Raw genomic sequence first — 17,496 nt, 5'->3', positions numbered from 1 at the left:
GGCTCCCAGCAGATGCAACCACGGTTACAATCAGATTGTCCAGGGTTGAACGCGCAGTGAGCGGCGGGTAACGACATCGACCGCTGGTGCATGATCGGATGACATGCCGAGGAGGTGCTGGAGTGTCCGAAGACTGGGTGATGCTCGTGTACCGAGTCCCCCGAGAGCCGTCGACGCCGCGGATCGCGATCTGGCGCAAACTCCGGAAGTACGGCGCCTATCAGCTGACCGATGGGGTGGTACTGCTTCCCGCGAGCGCCCGGACCCGCGAACAGCTCGAGTGGGTGGCCGAGGATGCGGTCAGCGCAGGCGGATCCGGCGAGGTCTGGTCGGCCGCGCCCACCAACCCGGCCGAATTCGAACGCATCCGCGCCGAACTCCAGTCGGCCCGTGGAGCCGAGTACGCAGAGATAGTCGTCGAGGCGCAGCAGGCGGAAGACCATGCCGACCCCGCGAAACAGCTCGGCGTCCTGCGTCGCAGGTTCCGTGAGATCACCCGACGGGATCATTTTCCGACCGAGTCGCGCGAGACCGCCCGACAAGCACTTCGCACACTGGCCGACCGACTCCTCGAGACCGAACCGGCGAGGCCGTCGTGAGGTGGGCGACCCGGGCCGGCGTGCACATCGACCGAGCAGCGTGCGCGTGGCTGATCCGCCGGTACGTCGATCCCGCCGCCGAGTTCGTCTTCGTCACCAACGCAGACGAAATCCCCTCGGACGCAACGCCGTTCGACATGCGCGGGGTCGAACTGGGCCATCATGACGGCGACTGCACGTTCGAGACGATCCTGAAACGGTACGAACTCACCGACCCGGTCCTGTGGGCGATCGCAGAGATCATCCACGAAGCCGACATCGAAGACGACCGCTACGACGCTCCGGAAGCGCCGGGCCTCGATGTCGTGTTGCGCGGCCTCTCCCTCATCGGCGACGACGAACACACCCTGTCGGTCTCGGATGCCGTTTTCGACGGTTTGCACGAGTACTTTCGCCAACGCACCCTCACCGGCCGCGAACCGTCGTAGTCAGCCGCAGGGCGCGTCGGAGCACCCCGTGAGACGATTCGCCAAAACCGTCCGACCCACTTCGATGCTGTGGTAGACATCACAGCAGATAAGTCAACGCTGACTGTTATCCACCGTCGCGGACAGTCGTCGACAAAGGGGTCATGGGGATGTCGGACGCCACTTCCACTTCGAAAAGCAACTCGCCGAACAGCTTTCCGCGCCGCTCCATGCTGCGCGGATCGGCTGCCGCCGCAGTCCTGGCCGGTACCGCAGTGGCCCTACCGGGCGTCACGGTCCCCTCGGCCCGGGCGGTGCCCCGCTCCGGCGCCGGCCGCGGCCGCGACGTCGCGATCTTCGGCGGCGGGATGGCCGGCTTGTCCGCGGCGCATGAACTCGTCGAGCGCGGCTTCGGGGTCACGGTCTACGAGCCGTCGCGCCTCGGCGGCAAGGCCTACAGCCACGACGTCCCCGGCACCGCACGGGGTGGTCGCCTCGCACTCCCCGGCGAGCACGGTTTCCGGTTCTTCCCGGGTTGCTACCAGCACGTGCCGGACACCATGGAGCGAATCCCCGTCGGCAACAGCAACGTTCGTGACCGTCACCTCATCAACGTCGAGTCGGCGGTCATCGCCTTCGACGACGCCGGGTATGCCCCGACCACCGCCCCGGCATCGATCATGGGTTTCGTCCAGCACGCGAACGAGATCGTGACGCTGGACAACCTGCGCAACGCGTTCATGACCGGACTCAAGTTCGTCGTCGATGTGCCGCCTCCCGAACTCGCCTACTTCGTCACCCGCGAGCTGATCATCGCGACCAGTTGCACCGAACGTCGAATCGGCCAGTGGGAGAACCAGTCCTGGATGCAGTTCGTGAAGTCCAAGGGCAAGTCACGGGCATATCAGCGATATCTCGTGGGCGCCCTCACGCGAGCGCTTGTCGCCGCCAAACCCGACACCGCGTCGGCACGGACGATCGGCCAGATCGGACTGGCACTGGCCACCTCGGCGACCGGATTGATCAGCGGATACGACGCCGGGCTCGTACACGGCGGCGTCGACCGAATCCTCAACCGCCCCACCAATCATGCGTGGATCGACCCGTGGGTGGCCCACCTCCGCGGTCGCGGCGTGCGCTTCGAGATGGGGACCGGCCTGGCGCGACTGAATCTGACGCGCGGCCGGATCAGTGGAGCGCAACTCACCTCCGGCGCCCCGGTCGATGCCGATTGGTATGTCGCCGCGATGCCCATCGATCGCCTCCGTCCGTTGTTGTCGCCCGAGTTGGTCACAGCCGACCCGTCGCTGGCCGGTATCCACGCTCTCAAGGACGACTGGATGGTCGGCATCCAGTACTTCCTCTCCCGGCGCGCCGACATGCCGCCGAGCCACATCGCCGCGCTGGGTACCCCCTGGGCTCTGACCGGCCTGTTCCAGGCCCGCCCCTGGAACGTCGACTTCGCGCGCACCTACGCTGACGGGCGAGTGAAAGATTGTCTGTCCATTGACATCTCGGAGTGGGAGAAGCCAGGCATCCTCTACGGCAAACCCGCCAAACAGTGCACCCGGCAAGAGATCGCGCGGGAAGTGTGGGCCCAGATGAGCCGAGCGATGAACTCGGGGGCCCGGAAGCTCCTGCGTTCGGAGGAGATCGTCACCTGGTCCCTCGACCCCGGGATCACCTGGTCGCCGTCCATCGCCAACGCCACACCGCTCATGGTCAACACCGCCGGCTCGTACAAGAACCGGCCGAACGCCTACACGTCGATTCCGAATCTGTTCATCGGCGGCGACCACGTCCGGAGCAACATCGATCTCGCGACGATGGAGGGCGCCAACGAATCCGGCCGCCGGGTGACCAACGCGATCATCGCCGCGGCCGACAGCCCCGCCCGCGCGGCGACCGTCTTCCCGCTCTGGGAACTGCCGATGCTCGAGCCGCTGAAACAGATCGACCGCGATCGTTACCGCGCGGGCCTCCCGCACATCCTCGACGTGTGAGGCCGCGGGTCATCCGCGCCGTGCCGAACTACGATCCTCGTGTGACCACCTCTCCCGGCGCCCCGCGCGCGCGGCAGCAACGCAGCGGGGTCACGCAGACCCGCATCCTCGATGCCGCGATCCGAGTTCTCGTCGATCGCGGATACGCCGCCGCGAGCACGGTCGCCATCCAGAACGAGGCGGGCGTGAGCCGGGGCCGGTTGTTGCACCACTACCCGTCGCGGGACGTCCTGCTGATGGCGGCCGTCGGACACCTCGCCCGCACCCGCATCGCCGAACTGCCCAGCCACGTCGAATGGCCGGCCGATCCGGTCCAGCGCATCGCGCTGGCCACCGACGTCGGCTGGTCGACGTTCCACCAGCCGTACTTCGTCGCCTCGATGGAGTTGTGGGTCGCGGCGCGGACCAATGCCAATCTGCGGACGGCCCTGCTCCCCACCGAACGCGAGATCGGCCAGACCGTCCGACGTGCGGTCGCCGGGTTCCTCGGCCCCGAGCTGACCGCGTCACCGCGCTACGCCGCCCTCTACCCGCTGCTCCTGACGAGCATGCGCGGCGCGGCGACCACCTACCTCATCGACCGGCGCGACCCGCTGACCGACCCGCATCTCCCGCTGTGGCGAGACCTGACGCGCACCTACCTCCTCGGTGACGCCGGGTCCGCGGACCCCAGCGCCTCGAGCAGACGGTCGACGAACGGAACCTGAGCGGGGTTGAGCCGGGTCCGCGCGAGATCGACGGAACACCATTCGGCGCGGTCGATCTCGGGGAACGCCTGCATCCGTCCCGACCGTGGCGGCCACATCAGCTCGAACGTGTTGCTGACGACCGACACGACGTCGAGGTCGCCTTCCACGGCGAATCCGATCACCCTCTTGCCGCTCTTCAACCTGACCTCGCCGAGTTCGATCGGCGGGGCGTCGGGCACCGGGCTCCCGATCTCCTCGGCGTACTCGCGTCGCGCGGCGGCCCACTCGTCCTCGCCCGGTTCGACGAGCCCCTTGGGCACCGACCACGACCCCGCGTCCGGTTTACGCGCCCAGATCGGACCCCCGGGGAACACGAGGAGAACTTCGACGGCAGCGGCACCGTCGGCCGACGTCGTCCGGCGATAGAGCAGGATTCCCGCGCTGCGGCGGGAGGCGGTGGCCATCACGGATATATCTTGGCGGAAACGTCGCGGATACACGCTCGCGCCTTCACGGAAACGTGCGAACCGTAGAACACTGACCATGTCGGTTCTCGATGTCGTCAAGAACGGAAGGTCCGCCGCACATCCGGTGGACGAGATCCCGCCGTTCATCAAGCTGTTCCCGCTCGGCCTCCAGCACGTCCTGGCCATGTACGCCGGGGCCGTCGCGGTACCCCTCATCGTCGGCGGCGCGATGGTCGGCGCCGGCCAACTCGAGCAGGGTGACATCGTCCACCTGATCATGGCGGACCTGTTCGTGGCGGGCATCGCGACGATCTTGCAGGCCGTGGGGTTCTGGCGGTTCGGGGTCCGACTCCCGCTGATGCAGGGCGTCACCTTCGCCGCGGTCGGCCCGATGATCACCATCGGGACCTCGTACGGCATCACCACCATCTACGGGTCGGTCATCGCGTGCGGGTTGTTCATGATCGCCGTCGCACCGATCGTCGGGAGACTGATCCGCTTCTTCCCGCCGCTGGTCACCGGGACGATCATCCTCATCATCGGGGTGTCCCTGATGCGGGTGGCGGCCGGCTGGTTCGGCGGCGGCACCGCCGCGGGCCCCGACTTCGGCGACCCGAAGAACATCGCCTTCGGATTCCTCACCCTGGCCGTCATCATCGGCATCGAACGATTCGCCCCCGCGGCGATCCGCCGGGTGTCGATCCTGCTCGGCCTGGCGGTCGGCACCCTGATCGCGATCCCGTTCGGCATGACGCACTGGGATCAGGTCGGCGAGTACCCGTGGGTCGGCATCCCGCAGCCGTTCCAGTTCGGCGCACCCACCTTCGAGGTCAGCGCCATCATCTCGATGATCATCGTCGGCGTCGTGATCATGACCGAAACCACCGGCGACATCGTCGCCGTCGGCGAGATCGTCGACAAGAAGATCACCCCGCGCAAGTTGGCCGACGGGATGCGCGCCGACGGCCTGGGCACCGCACTCGGCGGCGTGTTCAACACGTTCCCCTACACGGCCTTCGCGCAGAACGTCGGCCTCGTCGCGATCACCGGGGTCAAGACGCGCCACGTCGCGACCTGCGCCGGCGTGATCCTGGTGGTCCTCGGCCTGCTGCCCAAGATGGCCGCCATCGTCGAGGGCATACCGCTGCCGGTACTCGGCGGCGCCGGCGTCGCCCTGTTCGGCATGGTCGCGGCCAGCGGCATCCGGACGCTCGCGAAGGCGAAGCTGAACAACACCAACATCCTGGTCGTCGCGATCTCGGTCGGTGTCGCCATGCTGACCGAGGCCAAGATCTACTACACCGACCGTGAACTCGGCGAGGCGCCGGTCAACGTGGTCCTGGATCTCTACGCCCAGTTCCCCGACTGGTTCCAGACCATCTTCCATTCGGGGATCTCCGCGGGTGCGCTCACCGCGATCGTGTTGAACCTCCTGCTGAACACGCGCAGCGTGTCCGCCGATCCGGTCGACTACCACAACACCGGCGACATCGCAGTGGTCGGTGCACCCGACGGTTCAACCGACCTCTCCGGCGCCGACGGCGTCCGCGCCGCCGCCTTCGACCCGCGCGACGCGTTGGCGGCCGCCGACCCCGACACCCCGGCCGACACGCTCCGCTATCTGGCCGACCACGACTCGTCGCTGCACCCGTTCATCGTCACCAATCCGGCTGCGCCCAAGGACCTGGCCGACCACATCAAGAGCCTCGGCGACCCGAAGGTGTTGCGGCTCTTCGACACCTGGGACGGTTACACCTCGGGCGGGTTCTCGCGGCGCGGTTCGTGACGGGTTCGGTTCGGACCGTGGTCGGTCGTCACCCGGCCTGCTGTTTGGCGTAGTTGCTGGCACCGTAGAAGTCCACGAGGACCACGGGTTCGTCGCCGACCACCCAGGCGTCGTGCCCGGAGGGCAGGGACGTGATCGATCCCGGCCCGGCGTCGAACTCGGTGCCGTCGGCCATCACGACGTGGATGACCCCGGACACGTGGTACTGGAAGTGCGGTGCCTCGCACAGTTCGGTACCGGCGATCGGTTTGACGTCGACCGACCATCGCCAGCCCGGTTCCAGGGTCAGCCGGCCGATGTCCGACGTCCCAACGGTGAGTAGCTCCACCTGCCCGTGCCCGAAGGTGCGTACCTCGTCGGGTTCGGCGAAGTCTCGGTGCTCGGTCCGGTGCTCGATGCTGGTCATGATCCCTCCCGGTGATCGCGTACGAAACGCCCGACCCCGACGACAACGGTAGGCCGCCGACCTTGCGTTTGTACTGCGACGACCGCACGATCGCGCAACGGTCGGGCCGCTCCCGAATCCCGCGCACCGCGCCCGGTTCGGCCTATCGTGGAACCCATGTCCCCCAGTTCTGATCCCGAGCCGATCGACGACGACGGGCGCATCGTCGACCCCGACCTCCCGCACGAGTGGCCGCACGATTCCGCGTTCGCGTTCGGCGATTCGACGCCCATCGGCGAGACGGAACGGCTGGCCCGCGAACGGGCGGCGTACGAGGCCGCGAGCCACGGGAGCGACCTCAACCGCGGACACGCCCTGGGCGGCTCCGCCGGCACCACCGAGGGGCAGTAGATGGAGGTCCTGGCCAGCCGGGTGCTCCTGCTCTCGGCCGATCCCGAACGCCTGCAGTCGTTCTACCGCGACCGGCTCGGCCTGCCGGTCCACCGCGAGTATCCGGGTGGCGTCGTGTTCTTCGCCGGCAACGGGCTCATCGAGATCTCGTCGCACATGAAGACCGACGAGCCGGCCCCGTCCAGCGATTCGGTTCTCTGGCTTCAGGTCCGGGATGCCGAGGCCGTCGCCGACGAGTTCCGCGACCGTGGCGTTCCCATGACCCGCGAGCCGCGCACCGAGCCGTGGGGTCTCATCGAGATGCACGCGACCGATCCCGACGGCCGGACCCTGATCGTCGTCCAGATCCCCGCCGATCACCCGCTGCGCAAGGACACGCGATAGATCGGGATCCCACCGCCGTGGACGGCCCATCGGCGCCGGGGAACGTGAGCACCCCATGACAGACTGGACGCCATGAGTTCCTGGAACGCGCCGACGATCACCAAGGGCGGCCTCGATGCCCCCGCCGGAGGCGGCCTGGATGCAACCGTGGAGTTGCCGGGTTCCAAGTCGATCACCAACCGCGCTCTCGTCCTCGCCGCCCTCGCCGAGGGGCCGTCGACAGTCCGTGGAACCCTCCGGAGCCGCGACACGAACCTGATGCTCGCCGCGCTCGAGGCCCTGGGCGCCGAGATCCGCATCGACCCCGCGAGCGAGACCACGGTCTCGATCGTGCCCGGACCCCTGCGGGGTGCCGCGATCGACTGCGGCCTCGCCGGGACCGTGATGCGGTTCCTGCCGCCGGCCGCGGCCCTGGCCACCGGGCGCGTGGTCTTCGACGGCGATCCCCACGCGCGCGAACGGCCGCAGACTACCATCCTCGACGCGTTGCGCGGGCTGGGTGTCGCCGTCGACGGCGATCGATTGCCGTTCACCATCGACGCCACCGGCACCGTGCCCGGCGGCGAGGTCACCATCGACGCATCCGGGTCATCGCAGTTCGTGTCGGGGCTCCTGTTGTCGGCGGCCCGGTTCGAGGCCGGCGTCGTCGTCCGGCACGTCGGCGCGGCCGTCCCGTCGACCCCGCACATCGACATGACCGTGGAGATGCTGGCGACGGCCGGCGTCGTCGTCGACACCTCCGAACCGAATGTCTGGCGCGTTGCACCCGGACCGATCGCGGCCGTCGACTGGACGGTCGAGCCCGACCTGTCGAACGCCGCCGCGTTCCTCGCCGCGGCAGCCGTCACCGGCGGTACCGTGCGGGTGCCGTACTGGCCCGCCGTGACCACCCAGCCCGGTGCACGGATCGCGGACGTCCTCGCCGCGATGGGTTGCGCCGTCGAGCACCTCGACGGCACGCTGTCGGTGCGCGGCCCCGAGGTGCTCAAGGCCGTCGACCTCGACCTCCGGGACATCGGCGAGCTCACCCCCACCATCGCCGCGCTGTGCGCGCTCGCCGACGGGGAGTCGGTACTGTCCGGGATCGCCCACCTCCGCGGCCACGAGACCGACCGGCTCGCCGCGCTCACCACCGAGATCACCCGCCTTGGTGGGACATGCGCCGAAACCGGCGACGGACTGCGCATCACCGGCACCGCCGGCTCCCCGTTGCGCGGGGGAACCTGGGAGTCCTACGCCGACCACCGGATGGCCACCGCCGGAGCCATCGTCGGCCTCGTGACACCCGGTGTGGTGGTCGCCGACATCGAGACGACGAGCAAGACGCTGCCGGACTTCCCGGGGATGTGGCAGCAGATGTTGGGGCGCGCATGAGCTCTCGCGGACGGGCGCGCCGTTGAGTCGCCGCGCGGCGAGTTACGACGAATCCGACGTCCGGGTCCGTCCCGGGAAGGGCACCCGACCGCGCACCAAGACGCGACCGTCGCACGACGACGCCGAGCAGGGCATGGTGGTCTCGGTCGATCGCGGTCGCTGGGGCGTGGTGCTCGACGGCGACCCGGATCGGCGCGTCGTCGCGATGCGCGCCCGAGAGCTGGGTCGCACCCCGATCGTCGTCGGCGACGACGTGTCGGTGGTGGGCGACCTGTCCGGCCGGCCCGACACGCTGGCGCGCATCGTCCGGGTGGCCGATCGTCGAACGGTGTTGCGCCGCACCGCCGATGACTCCGACCCCTACGAGCGGATCGTCGTGGCGAATGCCGATGCGCTCCTCATCGTGACCGCCATGGCGGATCCACCGCCGCGCACCGGATTCGTCGAACGCGCACTGGCCGCGGCCTATGTGGGCGGCCTGTCCCCCATCCTGTGCCTGACGAAATCGGATCTCGCCGATCCCGCCGAATTCACCGCGGCCTTCGCCGATCTCGACCTGCCGGTGGTGTGCGCGGGCCGCGACGACCCGCTCGACGAGATCCTGTCGACGTTGCGCGGTCGGATCACCGCGTTCATCGGCCACTCCGGGGTCGGCAAGTCCACTCTGGTCAATCGTCTTGTCCCGGACGCATATCGGGCGACCGGCGTGGTGTCGGGAGTGGGCAAGGGCCGGCACACGTCCACCCAGTCGGTGGCGTTGGCCCTGCCCGACGACGCCGGCCCGCGTGGCTGGGTCATCGACACCCCCGGCATCCGGTCGTTCGGACTCGCGCACGTCGGACCCGACGACATCGTCGCCGCCTTCGACGATCTGCACGCCGCGATCGAGGAATGTCCCCGCGGCTGTACACATCTGGGCCCACCGGCGGATCCCGAGTGCAAGCTCGACGAGCTGACCGGTCACTCGTATCGTCGCGCGATGGCCGTGCGCCACCTCCTGGTGGCGGTCAGCGGCGGTGAGGGCGACGCGGCCGAGGAGCTACGGACGGCGGAGTGACCGAGTGGCGTGCTACCGCCGGCGACGCCGGGCGCGCAGCTCGCGGATCGCGGTCTTGAGGCCGGCGGCGCGGGGGGTCATTCCGGCGAAACGCCGTTCCGACGCCGTTTCCGGGGCGTCGTCGGCGGTGTCACGCAGGAACGAATCGGGCAGCGCCAGCTTGTTGATCGTGCGAAGTGTCTGAAGGTACTGCACGACAATCGATCCCGTCGTGTACGGAAGGTCGTACTTGTCGCAGAGAGCGCGTACCCGCACCGCGATCTCGGCATACCGGTTGCTCGGCAGATCAGGGTACAGGTGGTGCTCGATCTGGTAGCACAGGTTGCCGCTGAAGAAGGCCATCGCGGGCCCGGCGTCGAAGTTCGCCGTACCGAGCATCTGCCGCAGGTACCACTGGCCCTGCGTCTCGTTCTCGAGTGACTCCGCGGTGAACTTCTCCGCGCCGTCCGGGAAATGACCACAGAAGATGACGACGTAGGCCCACACGTTGCGGATCAGATTGGCACTGAGGTTCGCGGTCAGCGTGTGCTTGAAATTCGGTCCCGACAGCGCGGGGAACAGGACATAGTCCTTGGCCAACTGCTTGCCGACCTTGCGCGCGAACACCTTCAGCTGCGGGATCGCGACCTCTTTGGGCTTCTTCCCCGAGATCGCGTCCTTGATGTCGAGGTCGTGCAAACCGATGCCCCACTCGAACAGCGCCGCGAGCAGGATGTTGGTGACCGGCTGGAGGAGCTGCTTGGGCTTCCACGGTTCGTCCCGCGTGACCCGCAACGTCTTGTAACCGACGTCGTGGTCCATGTCGAGGACGTTGGTGTACTTGTGATGGATGTAGTTGTGGGAGTGCTTCCAGTGCGGCGCCGCGCACACCATGTCCCACTCCCAGGTGGTCGAGTGGACCTCCGGGTCGTTCATCCAGTCCCACTGCCCGTGCATCACATTGTGCCCGAGCTCCATGTTCTCGATGATCTTCGACAGCGCGAGCGCTCCGGTGCCCAGCAGCCAGAGCGGCCGGGAACGGCTGCCCATGAGAGCCGCTCGGCCCGCGACCTCGAGAGCACGGTGCGCCAAGATGGTGCGCCGCAGATACCGGACGTCGCGCATGCCGCGGTCCGCCTCGATCTCACGGCGGAGCGCGTCGAGCTCGGCGCCGAGTGCTTCCACGTCGGCGTCGGTCAGATGCGCGTACTCGTTGATATCAGTGATTGCCATTGCGCCTCATTATGCCCCTGTTGAGGCCACTGCCTTGGTCTCGATATGTGCCGGCCGTTTGACCTGCGCCGATCAAGCGGCCTGCTCGTCGGAGCGGGTGCCCGACGTATCGGCGCCGATCCGGGAACGAAGCGAGCGGAGCGAACCCTGGTCTCGCCGCCGGGAGCGGAGCGACGCGATGGCTGAGCGCAGTCCACGACGCGTGCCGGTCGTCTCGTCGATCGTCGCCTGCAGACGCGCACCTTCGGGCAGCCCCTTCTTGAAGCGGCGTTCGGAAGCGGTCTCGGGTGCGTCGTCCGCGGTCGCCGACAGGTACTTGTCCGGCAGCGAGAGCTTGGCGATGGTCCGCCACGCCTTCGCGTACTGCACCGGGAACGGACCCGAGGTGTACGGGAGGTCGTACTTGTCGCACAGGGCCCGCACGCGCACCGCGATCTCGGCGTACCGGTTGCTGGGGAGATCGGGGAAGATGTGGTGCTCGATCTGGTATGACAGGTTCCCGCTCATGAAGGCCAGCGGGAATCCGGCGTCGAAGTTGGCGCTGCCGAGCATCTGGCGCAGGTACCACTCCGCCTGCGTCTCGTTGTCGATGTCCTGCTTGGTGAACTTCTCCGCGCCGTCCGGGAAGTGACCGCAGAAGATGACTGCGTTGCTCCACACGTTGCGGATGACGTTGCCGAGCGCGGTCGCGGTCGCAGCCTTGGCGTACGCGCGGCCGTACCCGACCTTGTGCCCGGTGGCGGCACTGACCAGCGCCGGGTACGCGAGGTAGTCCTTGGCGACCTGCTTGCCGATCTTCGACAGGACCTCGTTGCGATTGCGCCGGAACTCTTCCTGGGCCTCCGGGGTCTTGCGCTTCTTGCCCAGCTCGAGATGCTGCACGGCGACCCCGTATTGGAAGGCGAGCGCGAGAATCGTGTTGTAGACGAGATTTCCGTAGTTGAACGGACGCCACCGCTGATCGCGCGTGACGCGCAGCAGTCCGTAGCCCACATCGTCGTCCATGCCCAGCACGTTCGTGTACTTGTGATGGATGTAGTTGTGGGTGTGCTTCCAGTGCGCCGACGGGTCGGTGTTGTCCCACTCCCAGGTGGTGCTGTGCACCTCCGGGTCGTTCATCCAGTCCCACTGCCCGTGCATCACGTTGTGCCCGAGCTCCATGTTCTCGACGATCTTCGCGACGCCGAGGGCGCACGCACCCGCCCACCAGGCCGACTTCCGAGTCGAACCGAACAGCAGGGCGCGGCCGGTGACCTCCAGCCCGCGCTGGAACCGGATCGTGTTGCGCAGGTACCGCGCATCCCGCTCACCACGGTCGGCTTCGATGTCGGCGCGGATCGCGTCGAGTTCGGCTCCCAATGCGGCCACGTCGGACTCGGTCAGGTGCGCGTATTCGGGGATGTCGGAGATCGCCATACGTGTGGTTCCCTTCGCCGGTGGTCGGTCGATGGCGCGACTTCGAGGTGCGCGTGTCGACCGCTGCCTACGCCTACGTTTCCGTAACTTACGCAAGCGTAGGTTGGCGACGGCGTCGTGTCCAGTGAGTGTGACGAACCGGGACTCAACCGATCAACGGAACGGGTTCCGTGCCGGCGAGGAAGCTGCACAATCGACGCGAGACAGTGGATGGTCGACGGGGCGGGACTAGTCAGTCCTTGCGGTCGGCCTCGTAGTCGTCGCGGAACAGCTCGAATCCCACGAGGTCCTCGAAGACGCCGTCGGACCGGGCGGCGAGTTTCTGTGTGCCGAACTCGCGGAAGCCGGCGATGCGGGCGAGCTTCTTGCTGCCCTCGTTGCTGTCGGCGGCGAAGAGGGTGAGGCGGCGGAACCCCAGCTTGTCGAAGGCGTACCGGACCGCAGCCGGAAATGCTTCGCCCAGAACGCCTTTGCCGCGGGCCTCGGGGTGCGTGTAGAAACCCGCCTCGGCGCCGGTGACCTCGTCGATGTGCAGCAGGGTGATGTCGCCCAGGTAGTCGTCGGTCTCGCGATCCGCCACCGCCCAGGTGCATGTCGTGCCCTGCGCGGCCGTCCACCACTTGCGGAGGCGTTCGGCCGCAGCGTGTTCGAGTTCCAGCGGATCGGGGCGCGCGAACAGGTACTTGCGCGACACCGGGTCGTCGAGCGTCTCCCGGATGCGCGGGTCGTCGGTCTCCGCGAGCGGCCGCAGGCGGAACCGCTCGGTCTCGAAAACGTCTGTCCGCCAATCGGTCTTGGGATGCTGAGGATCGCCTGCGTGCAGCGATCCGACCCAGGCGTCGCGGATGTGACCGCGGACCTCGATGCCGTTGGGAACCGCGGCGTCAAGACGGAAACCGCAGGAGTGGGCCACCCGCAGCGCGTCGATGTTGCCGGCGACGGTCGTCCATCGGACGACCTCTTTGTCCGCTTCGGAGAATGCGTAGTTGACGGCCAGCAGGACGGCGCGCTTCATCACGCCCCACCCGCGGGCGTCGGGGTGCAGGTCGTAGCTGAGTCGGGTGAGCGGTCCCTCGCCCTCGATGTCGACGGTGCCGACGAACCGGCCGTCGAATTCGACGGCCCACAACATCCGGGTGCCCTTCGCCCAGCTGCGCGGCGCGTAGTCGAGGGCGAAGCGCTCGGCTGCCGCACGACTGTACGGTGCCGGGATCGGGGTCCATCGCATCATGGCCGGATCCGCCGCGAGTTCGACCATCCGGTCGAGGTCGTGGGGCTCATGCGGCCGCAGGGTGACGCCTCCGTCACTCAGGACGGGGATCTCGCTGGGGGCCGGGGCCTCAGCGGTCACTGGTGCCTTCGCCGGCGTTTCCACAGAACAGATTCCTCTCGCCACGCACGTCGTTCACCCTACCGGCTCACCGATGCGCGCGAGCCACACGAGACGAAGACGCTGCTCAGACGGCGAGGGTGCAGTCCCCCGCCGCGGCGGAAACACAGGTCTGGATGCGCTCGCCCTCGACGTGTTCGACGCCCGAACGCAGGTCGCGCACGCATCCCTTGTCGAGCATGACCACGCAGCTCTGGCAGATCCCCATCCGGCATCCGAACGGCATCATCGCGCCCGCGGTCTCCCCCGCCTCGAGCAACGTGGTCGCACCGTCGACGACCGCCGACTTCCCGGACCGCGAGAACGTGACGGTGCCGCCCTGGGCCCCGACGACGCCGCGTTCGAGGGCGAACCGCTCGATGTGCAACTGCTCTATCAGGTGCGCCTCCGCATAGAGGCGCTGCAGGCCGTCGAGGAACCCGGCGGGTCCGCACGCCCAGGTCTGACGTTCGCGCCAGTCGGCGCAGAGGGACGGCAGCACTTCGGGAGTGATCTGCCCGTCGGTTCGCGTGTACTGCACATGCAGGTCGACGACGCCGCTGTCCGCCAGGTCCCGGAGTTCGTCGGCGAAGAGCAGATCGGCCGGCGTGGGCGTCGAGTGCACGAGTGTGATGTCGGTGCGCTGGTCGCGGTGTCGTGCGGTGCGCAGCATCGAGATGATGGGCGTGAGTCCGCTTCCGGCGGTCACGAAGAGAACCTTCGCCGGCAACGGGTCCGGCAGCACGAACTCCCCGCGCGGTGCGGCGAGACGGACGACCGTGCCGGGCTGGAGACCGTTCACCAGGTGACTGGACAAGAAGCCCTCGGGCATCGCCTTGACCGTGATCGAGATCGTCTTGTCGTTCGCTGACGAGTCGGGGGTCGAGGTCAGCGAATAGGAACGCCACGCCCAGCGGCCCTCCATCAGGACGCCGATGCCGATGTACTGACCCGGGGCGTAGTCGAACGAGAAGCCCCAACCGGGCCGGATGCGGATCGTCGCGGTGTCCTCGGTCTCCTTGGTCACCGAGACGACCTTGCCCCGCAGCTCGCGGGCCGACCACAACGGATTCGCCAGGTGGAGATAGTCGTCGGGCAGGAGCGGCGTCGTGATCCGGGTGAGCGCGGCGCGGGCCCACTGCGAGCCGCGGCTGCGGGCCGCGACGCCGGAAACCGGTTCCTCGAACCTCTCGAGCAAACCCATCTCACTTACCGCCTTCGACGTCGGGGAACGTGTCGGAGCCACCATAACCTACGCAACCGTAGGTTAGTGTTTCGGTTCAGAGCAGCTCGAGGAGGAACGGCAGTTCCTGAGTCGCGTACCACGCGAGATCGAAGTCCTCGACGTCGCCGACCGCGAGTTCGGCATCGAGGTCACCCATGTCGGCGGCGTCGATGACCACCACGGCCGCACGGACCTTCGGCTCCGCCTCGGCGACGTCGACATGCACCGACGCGATCGCCGACACCGGGACGGGCCCGGAGATCTTGACCACCGCGTCGTCCAGGTCGGGACGCAGTGTCACGTCCTCCACGTCGGCCGCGACGACCACGCGCCGGGGCGGCAGACGCGGGGTGTCCGCGGGGTCGGTGACTGCCTCGTCGGCGACCAGTTCGGATTCGGACTCGCGGTCGCCGGCCTCCGGGGCCTCCCCGGCGAGCAGGCGCAGCGACGCACGCGCGGCCTCACGCAGCGCGACCTCGGACAGCTCCTCGTCGTCCCCGGAGACGAAGGCCTCACGCAGCGCGGGCGTCAGGGCGAATCCCGTGCCGCCCAGCGGACGGAACTCGCCGTCGGTATCGAGCCGCAACAGCATCGCCAACGTCGCCGGCAGGTACACCCTCATTCGTCAACTACTCCCGTTCGGCCAGCGGTAGGGCTGGGTCAGCTCGTCTGGGTCAACTCTTCTGGGTCAGCTCTTCGTGGGACTCGAAGACGTAGTCGGCCATCGCGGGCAGATCGGCGATGACCCCGCGGTCGGCGACGAAGGCGAAGTGCAGATGGTCACGGTACTCGACGACGCTGATCGCCAGCGCACGCTGCGACACGAGGGTGGGAATCGAGAAGACCTGGCGCACCGGTGCGCCGAGGACGAAACGGTCCGGCACCGGCGACGTGCTCATCGCCACCGGCACGTTGTACGCACGGCTGTTCAGCGACCGGAACGCCCGAGAGCTGATCTCCGGGAACGGCACCACACCCAGTTCGGGGAAAAGCGGGCTGGGACCGAGAGTCATCCGGCGCGACGACTGCGCATATCGGTCGGCCAGACCGGCCACCTGCGCCAGCCGAACGGCCGGATTGCTCTCCCCCACCGGCAGATCGGTGACGAAACTCGGTTTGCCGACCCCGATCCACCCGGGTTCCGGCTCGGCCGTGCGCTCGACACCCGGGTCGCGTGCCGACAGCGGCACGACGACCCGAACGGTGTCGGCGGGCACCTCGGCCGGATCGAACGACAGCATCCACTTGCGCATGACGCCGGAGATGATGGCCAGCTCGACGTCGTTGATGGTGCAACCGTGATGCTCGGCGACCTTTGCGCACCCCCGGCGCGGCAGCGCGACGGTGGTGAAAGACCGGGTGGTGGTACCCGCGTTGTTCAACGGACTGCGTGGCGCCGAGTCGGTCAGCTGCGACACCACGTCCCCCACGCGCCGCACGGTCGTGCCGACGGCGGACCGCATCTCGGACACGAGTCCGTTGCCGTGGAGCACCGTGTCCACGAGGTCGCCCGGGCGCGCGAGCGCCTCGGCGAGGGCACCGGCGACGAGATGGGTGCCGCCCGGCGGCCTCCCCGGCATCCACAACTCCTCCGGCAGCGGTTCCGTTGTCTCGGTGTCGTCGCAGATGACCTCACTGATCTCCCGGCTGCCCGCATCGTCGATGAGGCATCGGTGCGACTTGGTCAGGATCGCGAGTCGGCCGTCGGCGAGACCCTCGATGAGATACATCTCCCAGAGCGGTCGCGTGCGGTCGAGCGGCCGCGACATCACCCGGGCGACGAGTTCGTCGACGTCGACGGCTCCACCGGGCCGCGGCAGACCCGCGCGACGGATGTGGAAGTTGATGTCGAAGTCGGGGTCGTCGACCCAGACCGGGCGCGCGAGCCCGAGCGTCACCTCACGGACGACCTGGCGATACCGCGGGATGAGTTGCAGGCGGTTCTCGACCAGCGAGACCAGACCCGCGTAGTCGAGCGTCGACTGCCGGGACGCTCGCCTGGCCGCGTCGGACGCTTCGGATCCGGTGTCGCCCGGTTCGGCGTTCTCCGAGGTCGCCTGCGCGGCCGCGGGATCGACGATCAGCAACGCCCCGAGGTGGGTCGTGGACCGCGAATCGTCGAGGAAGTAGTACATCGCGTCGCGGGGCGACAGACGGGTGACCACGACGCCGATCGTAACCGCCGACGCGGATTTCCGTGGTCTGCGCAGCAGCTACCCGTCAGCCGAACTCGAGGGCCACCAGCTGCCACCGGTATTCCACTCGACCCAACGATCGCCGGCCCGGGTCCGCGGCGCCACGGACCCGGATCGGCTTGCGCTCGATGCGGCCCGCGAACGCCCGGGTCCGCCCACCTCCCTCGTACGAGCCGAACACCTCTGCGGCGCTGGGATCGCACACCTGGACGTGTACGCGCCGCAGCACGTTCCCGGTCGACACCTGCGTCGCCGCCGGCGTCGATACGGTGCCCGGCGTCCCGGTTCCGGTCGGCTCCGGAATCCGAAAGGCGTCGTGCCGGACGAGGGCTGCGACCTGGTCGGCGATCGCCGGCGACACGACGTCGCCGAGGTGCGCGACCGAGCGACGCCGATCGACCACCTCGAACAGCAGCCGGGACACCGCAACGGTGAAGCGGCGGGCCTCGGCCGCGGCGACCGCGGTCTTGCGCGCCGAACCGGCACCCGGAGCCGACCCCGGGAACGGCCGGACGGC

Annotated in this window: 18 protein-coding genes; 9 read left to right on the top strand and 9 right to left on the bottom strand. The window is 68.3% G+C overall.

Annotated features, from left to right (window positions below):
- Positions 1-122 precede the first annotated feature (122 nt).
- The 4 genes from M4D77_RS16135 to M4D77_RS16120 all read left to right on the top strand — a co-directional run bounded on the left by M4D77_RS16135 (position 123) and on the right by M4D77_RS16120 (position 3,716).
- Positions 123-599 (top strand): Chromate resistance protein ChrB, encoded by a 477-nt coding sequence (locus M4D77_RS16135; protein ID WP_226513797.1) that lies wholly within the window; start codon positions 123-125, stop codon positions 597-599.
- Positions 596-1,027: a chromate resistance protein ChrB domain-containing protein gene (locus M4D77_RS16130; RefSeq protein ID WP_065631858.1), complete on the top strand. Its 432-nt coding sequence runs from the start codon at positions 596-598 to the stop codon at positions 1,025-1,027. The genes M4D77_RS16135 and M4D77_RS16130 overlap by 4 nt, the downstream gene beginning before the upstream one ends.
- Before the next feature lie 149 nt (positions 1,028-1,176).
- Entirely contained in the window at positions 1,177-3,009 is a 1,833-nt protein-coding gene (locus tag M4D77_RS16125) for an FAD-dependent oxidoreductase (RefSeq protein WP_259936681.1), read from the top strand.
- 41 nt (positions 3,010-3,050) lie between these two features.
- Positions 3,051-3,716, top strand: a complete 666-nt coding sequence (locus M4D77_RS16120; RefSeq protein WP_068970092.1) for a TetR/AcrR family transcriptional regulator — start codon at positions 3,051-3,053, stop codon at positions 3,714-3,716.
- Here M4D77_RS16120 and M4D77_RS16115 read toward each other — a convergent pair.
- Positions 3,647-4,162 carry an NUDIX domain-containing protein gene (locus M4D77_RS16115; RefSeq protein WP_065631856.1) on the bottom strand — a complete coding sequence of 172 codons (516 nt, stop codon included), beginning with the start codon at positions 4,160-4,162 and terminating at the stop codon, positions 3,647-3,649. The genes M4D77_RS16120 and M4D77_RS16115 overlap by 70 nt on opposite strands.
- Before the next feature lie 79 nt (positions 4,163-4,241).
- Here M4D77_RS16115 and M4D77_RS16110 point away from each other — a divergent pair, with 79 nt between their 5' ends.
- A complete protein-coding gene (locus tag M4D77_RS16110) occupies positions 4,242-5,951 on the top strand; it encodes a nucleobase:cation symporter-2 family protein (protein WP_259936680.1) in 1,710 nt (569 codons plus the stop codon).
- A gap of 28 nt (positions 5,952-5,979) precedes the next feature.
- On the opposite strand, the gene M4D77_RS16105 is transcribed toward M4D77_RS16110, so the two are convergent.
- Positions 5,980-6,357, bottom strand: a complete 378-nt coding sequence (locus M4D77_RS16105; protein WP_058251930.1) for a cupin domain-containing protein — start codon at positions 6,355-6,357, stop codon at positions 5,980-5,982.
- A gap of 156 nt (positions 6,358-6,513) precedes the next feature.
- On the opposite strand from M4D77_RS16105, the gene M4D77_RS16100 reads away from it, so the two are divergent.
- The 4 genes from M4D77_RS16100 (at position 6,514) to rsgA (ending at position 9,562) form a co-directional block, all read left to right on the top strand.
- On the top strand, positions 6,514-6,747 hold the full coding sequence (locus M4D77_RS16100) for a hypothetical protein (RefSeq protein ID WP_211538392.1): 234 nt from the start codon (positions 6,514-6,516) through the stop codon (positions 6,745-6,747).
- On the top strand, positions 6,748-7,131 hold the full coding sequence (locus M4D77_RS16095) for a VOC family protein (protein ID WP_259936679.1): 384 nt from the start codon (positions 6,748-6,750) through the stop codon (positions 7,129-7,131).
- Positions 7,132-7,203: 72 nt separating this feature from the next.
- The gene (gene aroA / locus M4D77_RS16090; RefSeq protein ID WP_259936678.1) at positions 7,204-8,505 is read left to right on the top strand and encodes a 3-phosphoshikimate 1-carboxyvinyltransferase; all 1,302 of its coding nucleotides are present in this window, start codon (positions 7,204-7,206) and stop codon (positions 8,503-8,505) included.
- A 22-nt stretch (positions 8,506-8,527) separates the two neighbouring features.
- Entirely contained in the window at positions 8,528-9,562 is a 1,035-nt protein-coding gene (gene rsgA / locus M4D77_RS16085) for a ribosome small subunit-dependent GTPase A (protein ID WP_159371303.1), read from the top strand.
- Between the two features lie 12 nt (positions 9,563-9,574).
- Here rsgA and M4D77_RS16080 read toward each other — a convergent pair whose 3' ends face one another.
- From M4D77_RS16080 to M4D77_RS16050, 7 genes are all read right to left on the bottom strand, one after another.
- Entirely contained in the window at positions 9,575-10,774 is a 1,200-nt protein-coding gene (locus M4D77_RS16080; RefSeq protein WP_065631851.1) for a fatty acid desaturase, read from the bottom strand.
- Between the two features lie 72 nt (positions 10,775-10,846).
- The gene (locus tag M4D77_RS16075; RefSeq protein WP_259936677.1) at positions 10,847-12,190 is read right to left on the bottom strand and encodes a fatty acid desaturase; all 1,344 of its coding nucleotides are present in this window, start codon (positions 12,188-12,190) and stop codon (positions 10,847-10,849) included.
- Between the two features lie 232 nt (positions 12,191-12,422).
- On the bottom strand, positions 12,423-13,565 hold the full coding sequence (locus M4D77_RS16070; protein ID WP_259936676.1) for a GNAT family N-acetyltransferase: 1,143 nt from the start codon (positions 13,563-13,565) through the stop codon (positions 12,423-12,425).
- An 82-nt stretch (positions 13,566-13,647) separates the two neighbouring features.
- Positions 13,648-14,763, bottom strand: coding sequence for a ferredoxin reductase (locus M4D77_RS16065; protein ID WP_259936675.1), 1,116 nt, complete (start codon positions 14,761-14,763; stop codon positions 13,648-13,650).
- Positions 14,764-14,839: 76 nt separating this feature from the next.
- Complete coding sequence (locus tag M4D77_RS16060; RefSeq protein ID WP_078113329.1) at positions 14,840-15,406, bottom strand: DUF6912 family protein; 567 nt, start codon at positions 15,404-15,406, stop codon at positions 14,840-14,842.
- A 52-nt stretch (positions 15,407-15,458) separates the two neighbouring features.
- Entirely contained in the window at positions 15,459-16,949 is a 1,491-nt protein-coding gene (locus M4D77_RS16055; protein WP_259936673.1) for a wax ester/triacylglycerol synthase domain-containing protein, read from the bottom strand.
- A 55-nt stretch (positions 16,950-17,004) separates the two neighbouring features.
- On the bottom strand, positions 17,005-17,496 hold a 492-nt coding region (locus M4D77_RS16050; RefSeq protein WP_259936672.1), incomplete at its 5' end, for an Rv3235 family protein.

Origin of the sequence: Gordonia sp. p3-SID1431 (assembly GCF_025143765.1) — a bacterium.
GTDB classification, from domain to species: Bacteria; Actinomycetota; Actinomycetes; order Mycobacteriales; family Mycobacteriaceae; genus Gordonia; species Gordonia hongkongensis.
The sequence above is the reverse complement of the archived record's forward strand: the minus strand, read 5'-3'. Positions and strand labels throughout refer to the sequence as shown.